The sequence below is a fragment of the Paenibacillus pinihumi DSM 23905 = JCM 16419 genome, assembly GCF_000422505.1.
GTDB lineage: Bacteria > Bacillota > Bacilli > Paenibacillales > Paenibacillaceae > Paenibacillus_D > Paenibacillus_D pinihumi.
This window is the reverse complement of sequence record NZ_AULX01000019.1, coordinates 195,349-209,842: the sequence shown is the minus strand read 5'-3', so window position 1 is coordinate 209,842 and position 14,494 is coordinate 195,349. Positions and strand designations below refer to the sequence as shown.

Annotated in this window: 14 protein-coding genes and 2 pseudogenes; 2 read left to right on the top strand and 14 right to left on the bottom strand. The window is 43.7% G+C overall.

Annotated elements, in window-relative coordinates; translation table 11 throughout:
* The 13 genes and pseudogenes from H583_RS0105815 to H583_RS0105745 form a co-directional block, all read right to left on the bottom strand.
* A partial coding sequence (locus tag H583_RS0105815; protein ID WP_028559649.1) for an IS256 family transposase occupies nt 1-514 on the bottom strand: 514 nt, incomplete at its 3' end.
* 654 nt (nt 515-1,168) lie between these two features.
* Nucleotides 1,169-1,498 carry a metal-sensitive transcriptional regulator gene (locus H583_RS0105810; protein WP_036708571.1) on the bottom strand — a complete coding sequence of 110 codons (330 nt, stop codon included), beginning with the start codon at nt 1,496-1,498 and terminating at the stop codon, nt 1,169-1,171.
* Between the two features lie 182 nt (nt 1,499-1,680).
* Nucleotides 1,681-1,926 carry a glutaredoxin family protein gene (locus H583_RS0105805; RefSeq protein ID WP_028559647.1) on the bottom strand — a complete coding sequence of 82 codons (246 nt, stop codon included), beginning with the start codon at nt 1,924-1,926 and terminating at the stop codon, nt 1,681-1,683.
* Between the two features lie 73 nt (nt 1,927-1,999).
* Entirely contained in the window at nt 2,000-2,875 is an 876-nt protein-coding gene (locus H583_RS0105800) for a hypothetical protein (RefSeq protein WP_028559646.1), read from the bottom strand.
* Between the two features lie 308 nt (nt 2,876-3,183).
* Complete coding sequence (locus tag H583_RS0105790; RefSeq protein WP_028559645.1) at nt 3,184-3,387, bottom strand: heavy-metal-associated domain-containing protein; 204 nt, start codon at nt 3,385-3,387, stop codon at nt 3,184-3,186.
* Nucleotides 3,388-3,414: 27 nt separating this feature from the next.
* A complete protein-coding gene (locus H583_RS0105785) occupies nt 3,415-4,035 on the bottom strand; it encodes an NAD(P)/FAD-dependent oxidoreductase (RefSeq protein WP_036708570.1) in 621 nt (206 codons plus the stop codon).
* A gap of 41 nt (nt 4,036-4,076) precedes the next feature.
* The gene (locus tag H583_RS0105780) at nt 4,077-6,473 is read right to left on the bottom strand and encodes a heavy metal translocating P-type ATPase (protein ID WP_051236060.1); all 2,397 of its coding nucleotides are present in this window, start codon (nt 6,471-6,473) and stop codon (nt 4,077-4,079) included.
* A gap of 65 nt (nt 6,474-6,538) precedes the next feature.
* Nucleotides 6,539-6,739: a copper ion binding protein gene (locus tag H583_RS0105775; protein WP_028559642.1), complete on the bottom strand. Its 201-nt coding sequence runs from the start codon at nt 6,737-6,739 to the stop codon at nt 6,539-6,541.
* A 233-nt stretch (nt 6,740-6,972) separates the two neighbouring features.
* The gene (locus tag H583_RS0105765) at nt 6,973-7,305 is read right to left on the bottom strand and encodes a metal-sensitive transcriptional regulator (protein ID WP_154665806.1); all 333 of its coding nucleotides are present in this window, start codon (nt 7,303-7,305) and stop codon (nt 6,973-6,975) included.
* 180 nt (nt 7,306-7,485) lie between these two features.
* Nucleotides 7,486-8,925 (bottom strand): MFS transporter, encoded by a 1,440-nt coding sequence (locus H583_RS0105760; RefSeq protein ID WP_028559640.1) that lies wholly within the window; start codon nt 8,923-8,925, stop codon nt 7,486-7,488.
* An 854-nt stretch (nt 8,926-9,779) separates the two neighbouring features.
* On the bottom strand, nt 9,780-10,349 hold the full coding sequence (locus H583_RS0105755; protein ID WP_028559639.1) for a YdeI/OmpD-associated family protein: 570 nt from the start codon (nt 10,347-10,349) through the stop codon (nt 9,780-9,782).
* A gap of 102 nt (nt 10,350-10,451) precedes the next feature.
* Nucleotides 10,452-10,586, bottom strand: a pseudogene (locus tag H583_RS37490) (MFS transporter); the annotation flags it as partial.
* Nucleotides 10,587-10,611: 25 nt separating this feature from the next.
* Entirely contained in the window at nt 10,612-11,076 is a 465-nt protein-coding gene (locus tag H583_RS0105745; protein WP_028559638.1) for a VOC family protein, read from the bottom strand.
* Between the two features lie 101 nt (nt 11,077-11,177).
* Between H583_RS0105745 and H583_RS32025 the strand changes: the two are divergent.
* Nucleotides 11,178-12,089, top strand: a pseudogene (locus H583_RS32025) (helix-turn-helix transcriptional regulator).
* Nucleotides 12,090-12,413: 324 nt separating this feature from the next.
* Here the strand turns inward: H583_RS32025 and H583_RS0105730 are convergent.
* Nucleotides 12,414-13,046, bottom strand: a complete 633-nt coding sequence (locus H583_RS0105730) for a pentapeptide repeat-containing protein (RefSeq protein WP_028559636.1) — start codon at nt 13,044-13,046, stop codon at nt 12,414-12,416.
* Between the two features lie 255 nt (nt 13,047-13,301).
* On the opposite strand from H583_RS0105730, the gene H583_RS32020 reads away from it, so the two are divergent.
* On the top strand, nt 13,302-14,414 hold the full coding sequence (locus H583_RS32020) for an NAD(P)/FAD-dependent oxidoreductase (protein WP_051236047.1): 1,113 nt from the start codon (nt 13,302-13,304) through the stop codon (nt 14,412-14,414).
* Nucleotides 14,415-14,494: the final 80 nt, after the last annotated feature.

Genomic DNA, 14,494 nt, shown 5'->3' with positions numbered 1-14,494 from the left:
GAATCGCGTCCAGAAAGACAACTGCATAAACGCTCTGTAGCGGGCGATTCTGCCATTCTTTGATGAGCGGCACGATCTTATTCGTCACATTGGAGATCATCGTCGGTGAGACGTCGAGGCCGTACAGGTGTTGCAGGTGGTCTTGAATCTCTCGCGTGCTGACACCTTTGGCGTAAAGGGCAATGATTTGATCTTCAATGCCGGTTACGTTAGATTGGTGCTTCTTGACAACGACAGGTTCAAACTCGCCTTGACGGTCCCGTGGCACCACGATTTCCTGCTCGCCGTATTCGCTCGCGATCGTTTTCTTGCTTTTTCCGTTACGGCTGTTCGTGGTCTGTTTGTTTTTTACATCGTGTTTCTCATAGCCCAAATGGGTATCCAGTTCCGCCTCAAGCATCTCTTGGATCGTCTCCGCAAAGAGGTCTTTGAGTGCGTTTTGTGCGTCCTGAGCAGTAACCAACTTATTCTCCCTGATAAATGCCCGAAGTTGTTCTTTTGACCACAGTCCCATGTGTGCTCCTCCAACCTTTCTGTTACTTTCCATTTTAATAGGTTTTGGAGTTTACACAATTAATTTTACAGACTCCAAATTTTTGTTATTTGATCAGGCCTGTTGATTAACCAAAACGTGTAACTGAAAGGTCGCCATACGGGCAAATCCAAGTACAGCAACTTCACTAGTACTTGACCAATGAGTAGTAAGGGGGAAACTAGAAAAAAATCTGCCCATCCTGTATTGTTGTAAGTCCTACCAAACAACAAGGGGATGAAACAGATGCACTCTCAGTATATTAAATGCTCGACATACCAGAGCTAAAAATTCACCAGATTCTTCTGGGTCCAGCAGATGAGGTTCATCTAGAGGTAACTCCGATCTCCAAGAAACAATGCTGCCTCCTCTGCCATTTGGATCATTCAGTTAGATTGAAAGGGAGTAATCCTTTCCGTCTCGTTCGGCATTCGGCAAAAAGGTATATCTTCACATGCCAGCAGTGCGAGTGACTGTTCATCGTGCGATGTCGATGTTCTGTTGCCGTGTTGTTAATCATGCAATGCGCGAAGCACGAACAACACTGCATTACAAACGCTGTGTGGAAGCATACCGTAAAATGGCTGCCTAAAAACAAAAAAGGTGGAGAATCGGTGTGATTCCTCCCCCTTTTTGTTATTTAATTAGCTTATTTACGGTAGTCATCAGTTCATCCAATACTTCACGATCGCCTTCTTGAATCCGTTCAATGACACAACTTTTTAAGTGGTGTTCCAACAGCTGTTTGCCCAATCCATTAAGAGCGGATTGTATCGAAGCAATTTGATGCAGCACATCATCACAGTACGTGTCTTTTTCGATCAGTCCCTTAACGCCGCGCACTTGCCCTTCGATACGATTCAGTCGATGAATCAAACTAAGCTTTGTTTTTTCGGAATGATGACTTTTCCGCTCTGTAGAACATGTATGGTCGATTGAGGTGACCTCATGTGTCGTTTTATTCATTTGAATCAACTCCCTTTTATTTAGATTACCATCCCCCACCTCCCTATGTAAAGGGAAGCTCAAGGATTGGGCTGACGTGATTCATTCTGAGCTTATTAATAAGTTTTCCTTGACCGAAAAAGCAGCTCAAATTAAGCGTGAGCTGCTTTTTTCGGTGAACTGCATATAAACGTAAAGTCACCTTACGCCTTATTCAACAATCCGCTTATTTCACTGAGATTCTCCGCGAAGCCGACGAACACCTTACCGCCAATCACAATCGTCGGCACAATTTGTTTTCCAGTCAAGTTCCAGACTTCTTCCGGATATTTTGGATCTTCTGCGCAGTTAAACTCTGTATAAGAAACCTCATTCTCTTTGAAATATTGTTTGGCATAATTACAGTCACTACAGGTCGGGATCGTATAGATTTTAACTGTTTCTTCCATGCCCGGTACACCTCCTTACTCTTCTTCAATCATCTTGCGCCACAACGTTATATTCCTTTTTCCGGTTATCGGATCATTTGATATCGACTACGAAAGGTACAGTAAAGACTACCCCTTGGTGCTGAAATTGGCCCCATATTTTATAGGTCCCGCTTTTCGGAAAGGAAGTCATAAACTCAGCTTTCGGACCGGTCGCTTTTTCGTTCACTGGATGAACATGGAGATATTGCTCCACATCATCTGATAGTATAACGACATGTCCGACAGCACCCAGATATTGCTCCAGGTTGCTAATCTCTTTCTTCGTCTGCGCGTCAACGATATTAAATGCAAGTGTGACTTCATCTTTGGCCTTTGTGCTGCTTAAGGAAAGTTCAACTTCTTTGCCTTCGTCAACTTTCACAAGTTTTGTATCCGCTTCTATAGGATCCTGCGCTTTTTTTTCTCCCTCGACTTTCACCCACTCACTGAGTGTGGTGCTCGCTCCACCTTTTGGAACAAAATCTGAAAAGACTTTGTATTCGCCTCCATTTGGAAACGATGTTTCAATCGCAAACTTTCCACTTTTACTATATTCAGGATGAACGTGGTTAAAGTAAGAAAGGTCTTTACTAACCACTATAAGATGCATCAATTTTTCATGACTCAATTCGAACTCATTTACTGAATTTCCATCGGAATCCGTAATTTGAATATTCAAATCCGAATTTTCGTTTGCTTTCACTGTTCCAGATGCAAATGAAAATGATGCTTTAAGGCTATTTGCTGGTTGTTCCATAGTATTATGATCACCGTGCTCTCCATGGCCTTTACTAGGAATTGCTGAATTTTCCTGATTATGATGGGTACCGTTATGGCCTGATTTTTCATTCTTTTTAGGGGTTCCGCATGCAGACAGCACGCCTAGGAGCAAAATAACTGTTAAAATAAGCATCATTTTTCTACCCATTTTGAATTTTCTCTCCTATTCAATCGTAAAATGCTTACAAACCAATCGCAGCAATCAGAATCTCTGGCGTGTAATAACCAAGCGCCCAATTTGCTTAACAATCCAAGTATCCTTTTCCACCCATGTATACTTGGCCATCTATAACTCCCCTTCAATGCGACATATTCAAAAGATAGACAAAGGGCTTAGCATCATAATTTACCCAGTGAAACTTTGTATAATTTAGCAAACCCGGTCGAGCTTCGACCGGGTTTGCTCTTAAACCACTGATATCAGTTAAATCCGCAAAAGCGGCAAAATCCTTATAGTCACATCACAACGTTATATCCCTTATTCCGAATGGCTTCTTCAATTTCGGAAATCTGAATTTTGTCTTCGTCAAACCGGACATCTATCGAACCCTGCTCAAAATTAACACGACCTTCAGCCCCGATTGCATGGATTGCCCCTTCAATTTTGGGGACACAAGAACGGCAAGTCATGCCTTGTACTTGAACGGTTGCCTCTTTCATCGTTTTCACCTCCTTTCAATAAATTAATTAATCTGCGATTCGTTGCAACTGCTCAAGCGAAATCCGGTTTACAAATTTGCTGAACTTTTCCTTGCCTTTTGCATGTTCCTTATAAAAATCGATGATGGCCGTAACAGCGGGAATAAGCTGATCTTCCGAAATTCCTGAATGGAGCAGCTTGGCGAAGGAGGTTTTAAGCCCCTTTGGTTCACCGCCAACATAAATATCAAACTTATCACGCATTTTGACAACGCCGATATCCTTAATCAGCGGTTCGCTGGTACCTAACGCGCAACCGGCATAGCCGATCTTTAACGGTGTAGGTGTTTCGATACCAGCTATTGATTTATTCAAAGTTTTTGCCGTTTCAAGTCCCGCTTCTTCTGCTCCTTTACAGAAATTGCAGGCGATTAAACTTTTGGTTACAAACCCCGCAGGATTCACTTCAAGACCATTACGTTCAAGTTCTTCCTTGATTGCTTCCCTTTGTTCGATCGGTACTTCTGCATAGAGCTGTTTGAAGCTGGTCATTTCCACTTTGGCATCTGTTCCTATGATATTACCGATTTGTACAAGTTGGTATGGCGTGAACAAACTGCCGCCAAGTTGAATCACTGGGCTTATGGCAATTTTCACTTTTCCCTCCACAATTCATCCACTCCTCAATTCAAACTTTATGCCAACATGGCCTAGTTTCGTACTTTCACACGTTGCAAACGAAGTGCGTTAAGAACAACGGAAACCGAACTCAATGCCATCGCTGCACCGGCAACCCACGGTGCTAACAAACCAATCGCAGCAATCGGAATTCCTAGCGAGTTATAACCAAGCGCCCAAAACAGGTTTTGCTTAATATTTCTCATGGTCTTGCGGCTCATGTAAATCGCTTCAGGAATGCTGGACAGGTCGCCGCGCATAAGGGTAACATCCGCAGCTTCCATGGCTACATCTGTGCCTGTACCGATTGCCATGCCAACGTCTGCCGTCGCAAGAGCCGGCGCATCGTTGATACCGTCTCCGACCATCGCCACTTTTTTGCCTTGAGCTTGTAGTTTTTTCACTTCTTCGGCTTTTCCTTCAGGCAGAACCTCAGCACGCACATGGTCAATTCCCACTTGAGCTGCGATCGCCTTGGCCGTCCGTTCATTGTCACCTGTGATCATGATGACCTGAATCCCCATCTCTTTCAGACGACTTACTGCAGCTTTCGACGTATCCTTAATCGTATCCGCCACAGCAACCATACCTGCATACCGACCATCAATCGCAACCAGCATGGCGGTCTTGCCTGCCTCCTCCAAACGAGACATCGGTTCGTAAGCTGCCTTCGCGTTAACTTCATGCTGCTCCATCAATCGTCGTGTACCAATCAGTAATTGTTTCCCTTCTACAACAGCCTTGATTCCGAATCCCGGAATGGCTTCGAACGATTCTGTTCTCGGCAGCTCGATATTTCTTTCCTGGATGCCTGCCACGAGCGCTTCCGCAAGCGGATGCTCCGAATTTTTCTCAGCCGCGCCGACCAGTCTGAGGAATTCCGGCTCGTTTCTTTCAGTTAATACGTCTGTCAATTCCGGTTTACCCTTTGTTACCGTACCGGTTTTGTCAAGAATGATCGCATCGATCTTATGGGTCTGCTCCAGATGTTCTCCGCCCTTGAACAAAATACCGAGCTCAGCCGCGCGTCCCGATCCCGCCATGATCGATGTCGGGGTTGCCAATCCAAGCGCACATGGGCAGGCAATGACGAGAATAGCAATAGATTTTTCCAAGGCTCCTGCGAAATCACCGGGTGTGACGAGGAAATACCATACCAGGAAAGCAACGACTGCGACGCCAACAACAATTGGAACAAATATACCGGAAATCACATCCGCTACCCGTTGAATTGGCGCTTTGGAGCCTTGCGCTTCTTCCACAACTTTAATAATTTGTGCAAGCGCTGTTTCCTTGCCGACTTTCGTTGCTTTAATCCGAAGAATACCGTTTTTGTTGATCGTGGCCCCAATGACCGCATCTCCGGTTTTCTTCTCCACAGGGAGACTTTCGCCCGTAAGCATGGATTCGTCTACTGACGACATGCCCTCAAGTACTTCCCCATCCACCGGCACTTTGTCCCCCGGACGGACAAGAACGACATCCCCTACGATGACTTCATCAACGGGAATCGTCAGCTCTTTGCCGTCGCGAATGACCAAAGCCGTTTTCGCTTGTAGCCCCATCAAGGATTTAATCGCTTCGGAAGTCCGGCCTTTCGCGTTTGCTTCGAAAAGTTTACCCATAATGACCAACGTAATGAGAACCGCACTTGTCTCGTAGTATAAGGCCGGTCCATGATGCATGCTGTCACCCATCGCAAACCAATCGAACGTTAAGTACAGGCTGTAGAAATAAGCAGCCGAGGTTCCAAGTGCAATCAGAACGTCCATATTCGCACTGCGATTGCGCAGCGCCTTATATGCGCCTACATAAAACTGTCCACCAATATAAAATTGAACCGGAGTGGCCAAAATAAGTTGAATCCAAGGATTCATCAGGAAATCCGGCATGTACATCCATGAGGTGAACGAAAAGTGAGCAACCATCGTCCATAACAGCGGGAAGGAGAAGATCGCCGAAATTAATAATTTCTGTTTCTGCTGGCGTATTTCATTAAGGCGATGGTCTCCTGCATTTTGATTCTCCTGCTTGATAATGGCTTTATAGCCAAGCTTTTTAACCTTGTTTTGCAGATCCTCAATTGAGACATCGCCCGATGAATACTCCACGCGAGCCGTTTCCATCGCGAAGTTTACAGTCGCATTTGTCACACCCGGCAACTTGCTAAGACCTTTTTCGATTTTGTTGGCACAAGCAGCACACGTCATGCCTTCGAGGTTAAACTGCGCAACTTCCGTAACTGTGCCGTATCCAAGTTTTTTAATGGTTTCCTCTAGATTCTTCCTATCCACTTTTGCCGGATCGTACGTTACATTCGCTTTTTCCAAAGCAAAGTTTACGTTAGCTGATGAGACTCCCTCCACTTTATTGAGGCCTTTCTCAATTCGGTTTGCGCAAGCCGCGCAAGTCATACCCGTAATTTGCATAGTTGATTGCTTGTTCTGATCGGCTTTTGATTCCACAATGATTCACTCCCTCGTTGTCGATTGACTTACACCACGTCGTATCCCTGATCTTCTATGGCTTCCTTAATAAGCTCGATTGTTATTTGATTTTCATCGAACGACACATCCACCGAATTGTTCTTAAGATCAACCTTTCCTTTGGCCCCCATTTCTTTAAGTGCACCCTCAATGGAATTGACACAATGCTGACAGCTCATGCCTTCAACTTGTATTGAAATGTTTTTCATTTTTCTTCATCCTTTCGATTCAATCTCATCTGGATAGAGAGTCGATCCTTCGGAGTCAGGTAATTTGATGCTTGATTTTCAGGAAATGAATTTATTGATTCCTTAGTATTCATTCTCCTCCACCACCTTGAAAGTAGTATACCCCTCTACCCTATATTTAGTCAACACATTTTTACAATACCCCTCTATACTATAAAAAAGTGCAAAGAAAAAGCAGCGTTTAGCTGTCGATTTTATTTGATTAACTTGTTTATTGTTACCATAAGCTCTGTTAACACTTCGGAGTCCCCTTCTTGGATCCGCTCGATGACACAGCTTTTGAGATGATGCTCAAGCAAGAGCCTTCCGACGCCATTCAAAGCCGCTTGTACCGAGGAGATTTGGTTCAGTACGCCATCACAATACGTATCTTTTTCGATTAGTTCTTTAATGCCGCGTACTTGCCCCTCGATCCGATTCAATCGGCCTGTTAAACTGTTTTTCACTTTATCGGAATGATGACTTTTTCTTGTTGCTCCATCAGTCGAGCAGCAACTCAAATCATTTCCGCCTTCATTTTCTAGCATTTCTGTATCCATGTTCAAATAACTCAGCTCCTTCATAAAATTCTATTTTATACCCCCTTACCCTATTTATCCGTATATCCCACATCAGCCAGTTTCATCTTAAGCTGGTGGTTTCCGATCTTCTCCTGGTGAAATAGCAAGCTCCAGCCAAATCCAATTCGGCTGGAGTGAGGGCTTTAGTTACATAGCTACAGGCCCGTTTGTTTCCCCCTGCTTAGGAGAGCGGATAAACAGAATTGCCAGAACAGCACCTGCAAAAGCGATAATCCCTGACCACAGGAACGCTTGCTGGAATCCTTCGTTCAATGCAATAACTTGATCAGCACCAGCGTGGGAAGCTGTGCTTGATGCAGCAATCGCAACCATGATGGCCAGACTTATCGCTGAGCCGATCTGATAGCTTGTATTGGCAAGACCGGATGCGAGCCCAGCTTCTTCCGGCTTGGCTCCCGACATGGCAGACATGGTAGCCGGAATATAAGCAAGCGACATACCAAGCGCGCCCAGCAGTGAAGCTGGAAGTACATGTGTTGCGAAATTACCATCAACCGGCGTGTTTGTTGCGAAAAGTACTAACGATCCTCCAAGGGCAATCAATCCGATGACCACATTGGCTTTCACGCCAAACTTCCCTATCAATTTGCCTGAAATGAAAACCATACAGATGGCAATGAGTATGGTCATAGGTAACAAGCCAAGCCCGCCTTTGAAAGCAGAAAACTTCAATACTTGCTGCAAATAGAGATTAAGGAAAAACCATAACGGAATCCATCCGGCGGACAGCATAATGAGTGCGATATTACCTGCAGCCAAGTTTGGCGCCTTAAAGATCCTGAGCGGAATAAGCGGTTCTTTTTTTACAGCCTGAATGATCAAGAACAGGATAAACAATGCGGCCCCCGAAACGAGTGTCCATACGGTGGCCGGTGCGCTCCATCCATTGTGTTCTGCAGTAACAATGCCATACACCAGCAATACCAATGCTGATGTTACGGAGATAGACCCGGTAACATCGATGCTTCCTTTTCTTCGTACCCCTTTCGATAAAATTCCAGGAGACACAAGTAAGGCGAGGATGCCGATTGGTACGTTAATCAGAAATGTCCATTCCCAGCTTAACCACTCGGTTATGACACCTCCTAGAAATACACCAGCCGATCCGCCGGCCGCAGCCGAAGCACCCCAAAAACCTAATGCTTTACCTAACTCTTTGGGATTACCACCAAACAACATCATGACTATGGTTAATGCTGAAGGGGCAATTAATGCGGAACCGAACCCTTGCAATGCACGCCCGATGTTAAGCGACTCCTCATTCCAAGCCAAGCCTGCAAGCAAAGAGGCTGCTGTTAGAATCGAAAATCCCCACATGAACATGCGCCGTTGCCCAAACAGATCGGACAAACGGCCACCGAGTAACAACAAACCGCCAAAGAAAATGACATATGCATTAAATACCCATTGCAAATTAGCCTGTGTATATCCGAGAGCTTCTTTAATTGCCGGCAGCGCAACCCCAATAATCGAGGTATCCATAATAACCATAAAATTTGCAATGCATAACAAAGCCAGTGCTTTCCAACGCCTTGGATCGGGTTGAGAAAGAGCTTTATTCACCATAAGTATACTCTCCTTGTATTGTATCTTTTGAAATCATTTTGAGTTAGTTTCCCGCCCCCGGGAGGGCGGGTGATTCTATCGTTCCTGTAGCTTCGGCTACAACAATAATCTGTTTCTACGGTACTCGTTTGTGCTTCTTGCCCGCTAAATGTTCCCTTTGGCACCCTATGCCCAAAAAAGTACCCTAGCATCAACACAAACGCGCCTTCGTCTTAACGGCAAGAAAACTTGTGCATCTGGTCGATGTGCTGCTGCGCAACGGCCAGCTCTATACGCCTCGAAGGAAGGCAACGAACCCGAAGGATTAACGCCTCCTTTGCTAAAGCCTTTCACGGATTCCCAGTAAAACTTTAATTCCGAATCGACAGGATAATCTTGGGTGACGACTTGCTCCGACGGCCGTCAAAAGCGAGATCAAAATTGTTCCAATAATTTCACTTGCCAACATTTATATAGTATAGCCCCCTACCCTATATTGTCAATTCATTTTTTAACTCCTTTCTGTTTGGCGAGAGCAATCACATTGGACATGTTCATTCGTTTCCTTCCACGCAAAAAGCCGGTTGCTCTGGAGTTCAGGGCAACCGGCTCTTACTGTTATTCATTATCATCCCAATATTCGGATCGGGGGTACCCTTGTCCTGCCGAATCATGTGATAGGTTTACTACTGTGCTAAACCTTCCAAATCCGGCTGCAATTTGCCGAGAAGTTGGGCAATACCTCTTCCAATGTCAGGGTCGGGATGAGACCAATGCTCAACGCGGAGAACTCAGAATCAACAATATTAGACACTCACATATAACGTATACTGTGGCCATTGGTGATCTGCCTAGATAATAGCGCTGACAGCATCTTAATAATCTAATAGACGTCCATTGTCATTCCATTGACCGTACATTTTGTTTTCTTTCGTGTTGGTTATGAATTTGTCTAATCTGCTCTTAAATAATTCTGGCTGATTCTTATTGCTTTGTATCGTGTCGATCCGGACTCTTTTATAAAGATCTGAAAATGCCATGAAATTCTCATATACTTGCCTTTCTTCTTTTAGCCTTTTCTCTATAAGCGGATCGATTCGAAAAGAATCGTAATCCATATCAGGAAGTACCTTTCTTCCTTCGTCTGTCATAAATCCCAACTTTTCGAGGCGGCGGACACGTTCTTTATTCAATTCAGTCCATGAGCTTTTTTTGCTTCGAGGGGACAGTCTCTGAGCCAGCTCCGTTTCAGATATTTTCTTCTTGACTCCATCGATCCATCCAAAGCACAAAGCTTCCTCGACCGCGTCCAAATATAAGAGCGTATCCCATTTGGGCGTAATACTAACCAAGGCCCAACAAGATTTCTCAGTCTTACTATTTTCCTGTAGCCAAAACCTCAACTCTTCTCTCGATTTTACAGGAATTAAATTATCCCTTTCCATATTTTAAAAGGAGCTCCTTTCTACATTTATCATATATCCGTTAATTCATGCTTGCTTTCTCAACATGTGACTTGGAAATTGCTGTTTTTATCATGATCAGAACCACAATTGAGGTTTGCGCAATATGCCGAGCTGCTTGCCGGAAGACATTCTTTCCTGAACAGGCATTGAAGGAAGCCAGACCAGTATGCCTACAAAGGCAATGACGCTCACAATAGCTCCAAACAGAAGTCCAGCGAAATGACCATTTTTTCAGAATGAGTTACTGTTTATTGGATATTACGTTATCAAGAAACCGATCTGCGTCGCTATTAAATTTCCAGTTAACTCCAAATTTATCAACTAGCATTCCAAAACACGAAGACCAGAGATAATTGGATAACGGCATGATGACATGGCCGCCAAGGGACAAACCATTAAAGTATTGTTCCAGTTTTTGCTTATCATCGATGACCAGACTAATCAGAACATTATTCCCTTGCACCAGCTCACCTGTTGCCGCCTTCATGGAAGGCAAAATGTCCGACATCATGATTCTCCCACCTGCGAATTCTATGGAGGACTCCATGATCATATTTAACTCATTTTCCGGCATTGGGTAGTTTGGATCTTGCGGGATATCCCCAAATTTCACTTTTTTTACTTCAATTGCGCTTAAAGCTTCCGAATAAAATTCGATCACTTGTTCTGCATTCCCATCAAAGTTTAAATATACAATAGCTGACATATAGCATAACCTCCTTCTTGTTATAAATGTAGTATAATTCATAAGAGGTGACAGCAGTATGTCACCGTTTCATACTGAAGTAGAAAAAAAGAGGGGAACCAATGGAAAAAGTTGAGAGATTAATCTCTATCATTATGATCTTGCTGAGAAAAGATGTTGTTTCCACCAAAGAATTCGCGCAATTATTTAACGTCTCCAAAAGAACGATTCTTCGCGATATAGAAACCTTGAGTTTATCAAACATCCCGATCTATTCTATCATTGGAATTAATGGCGGCTACGGCATTATGGATGAATACAAGGTTGATAAACGTCTTTTAAGCAGCTCCGACTTGGAGAATATATTGACCGCGCTCGGCGGATTGGAACAAATTCTAATTAGCGAAGAAGTTGAAATAACGATCAAAAAAATAGAAGCCATGGTTAGTCCATTGGCTCCGAAAGGTTCAATTCAACTGTCTTTTTATGATTGGTAAGGTCGGTCTGAGATTCGTCAAACCTTGAAAACATGTCAGGAAGCCATATTAAAGAGAAGATTAGTTTCATTTGATTATATAGATAAAAATGGAACGGCGACGAAAAGAACTGTCGAGCCCTATCAGCTTCATTTTAGCGAATCCAGTTGGTATCTGAAAGGATTCTGTTTACAACGCATGAGATATAGAACGTTCAAATTATCTCGGATCGATCATCTTAATGTGAATGAACAAACGTTCAGCCCTAGAGATGATTTGTTGGAACAAGAGCAGGAAGCAAGCTATCAACCGGAATTAGTCGCAGTCAAGGCGTTGATTTCGCCTGGCATAAAAGATCAATTCATTGAAAGGTACGGTCGAAAGAGCATGGAAAACTATAGCTCTGATTATTTATTAGCAACAATCCATGTTCCGCAAAACAGTAATGGATTTCAATTTTTAGCGAGCTTCGGTACAGATCTGGAAATAATAGAGCCGAAAATCTATGTTGAAGAATTTCGAGATTATTTAAATAAAATTATAGAGAAATATACTTAACGAGGTTCCGTTTGTTGATTGGCGAAGTAATCGAAAATTTCGTGATTCGTGATTTATGGTTTGATGTTGGGTTCTGTCAATTAATAAATCTTAAACAAGTGACTAGTAAGATTTCCCTGCTTGCCGGTTTGTGTGCTCACGAAAATCTCTTTTTACCGTATCAAGTTTCATTGCTTATTTTAAACAGTAATACGGAACTTGAAAGAATCAGAGGCCCGCGGGTCCGTCCGAAGCTGATGAACGGAACCCCGTGGTTCGCTCTCGGTCATGGCTGCCGAAATAGGCTATCACAGGGTTTCTCCATTCTTCAGGATAAAGTAAATATCACTTAATTTGCAAACCAAGCATTAAAGCAAAAGATAAGGCTTGTTCTTGTGAAATAATGCAGCCTTTTACATCTTCAATGGAAACTATAAGAGAGTTGAATTGTGAAGTGCTTATATCAATCCCTTTTAGCTTTGTTCGATCAAAATTAACGCTATCCAAATCGCAATAAGAATACTTGCTCTTCACTAGTTTACAATCAAAGAAATCTGCGTTACTCAATTTTGATTCGTTAAAATGTATTTTCTCCAATTTAGATTCACTAAAATTCGAGAGGGATAATAAACAATGATCAAAATCAACATGACCAAACCTGCCATCTATAAACTGAACACCAAGCAATTTGCAATTCTTAAAGGTGACCCGATGTATAGAGGCTCGACTTAAATCAGCATTAGAAAAATCGCAATTCTCGAAATGGACATCGGTAATGTCAATATTTTGTAATTTCGAATTAACAAAGGTCGAATTTCTTATTTTCATTTTTGATAAAATGACTTTATTTAGATTTTCATCATCTAAGGACGACTCTGTTATTTCCATGTTCTCCAGATATGGATCTTCTTCGGAAAAAATCTGTTGAAAGTTACCCAAAGTTAAATGCACCGGTATTCTTGGCTTGTCCATTTTCATCGCAAAACACCTACTCTACTAGTTTAAAAGCGTATTTAAGCAGATACGCTTTCTAATAAATTATAACATCCCCTTGTCAAGTCTTTTTTGAAGAAAATGGGAATAATGAACGTTCGGCCAAACGTTCCAGGGTCAGCTTTTCATTGTAATGCTCTTGTATAAAAGCTGCCGCATATAGCATGTCGTACTTTTGCCGTATGGCATCGGTTCTGTCATGACGCGTATGATATAATAGATTCATAGGGGGGCTAATAATTGAGAAAACAAAAAATCGTAATCATTGGCGCGGGAATTGTCGGCGCGTCCATGGCCTATCAACTGGCCAAACGAAATCAGGATGTGACGGTTATTGAACGACACCCTGCCCCGGCGCGTGAAGTCACAGAAAAATCGTTTGCCTGGATTCATACAACACATAGGACCGCTCCCCAATACTGGCATTTGTACGATGCGGCTTTGGAAGAATATTATGCGCTTCAACAAGAGCTGCCCGAATTGAAAATCCATTGGAACGGAGCACTGACCTGGGGAAATACGGACCCAAGGGAGCATCATTGCGTTCAAAAATTGAACCGAAAGCAGGTTGAAGAATTGGAACCGAATCTGAAGGAATATCCGGATCATGCGATGTTTGCCAGCCAAGAAGGCGCAGTGGACCCGATAGGGGTAACAGAACTGTTGTTGAACAAAGCGCGTGAGCACGGTGCGAAGATTCAGTTCGGTACCAACGTCACGGAGCTGCAGCAAGAAGGCTCCCGTCTGGTAGGCGTCCATACGTCCAATGGTTTTCTGGAGACGGATGTGGTGGTATTGGCCGCAGGCACGGGCGTAACCGGACTTTGTGAGCCTTTAGGGTTTCCCGTACCGGTAACACCATCACCTTCCATACTGATTCAGATGAAAACTGCGAACAGACTGATCCGCACACTAATCTCAAATGCGCAATTTGAAGCGCGCCAACTAACGGATCATACGCTGTTGGCAGCAGAAGATTACATCGACGAGTCAGAGGAAAACGGACCAGATGCGGTCGGCAAGCGAGCGTTCGAGACATTGCGCCGCAGTCTGAAGGGCGGGGACCAATTGAAACTGGAGAGCATCAGGGTCGGGATGAGACCGATGCCTGAAGACAGTTATCCAATCGTGGGCTTCCATGATTACATAGAGGGACTTTATCTGACGGTGATGCATTCTGCGATTACGCTGGCGCCGCTAGTTGCGCGTCTTGCTGCAAGTGAAATCATTGACAGGGAATCAAGAAACGAATTAGAGCCTTGTCGGCTCTCCCGATTTAAGGACCTGCCCGGGGATGATCCCGCTGCTTATCGCACAAAGCCCAGCGGCATGGAGACTGGAACAAACATTTAGCTACGATGATTAATTTTTAAAAATTAAGCTAAGGTACAGGCGTACGCCTGTACCTTTTGCATTTTAGGAGGAGATGATAA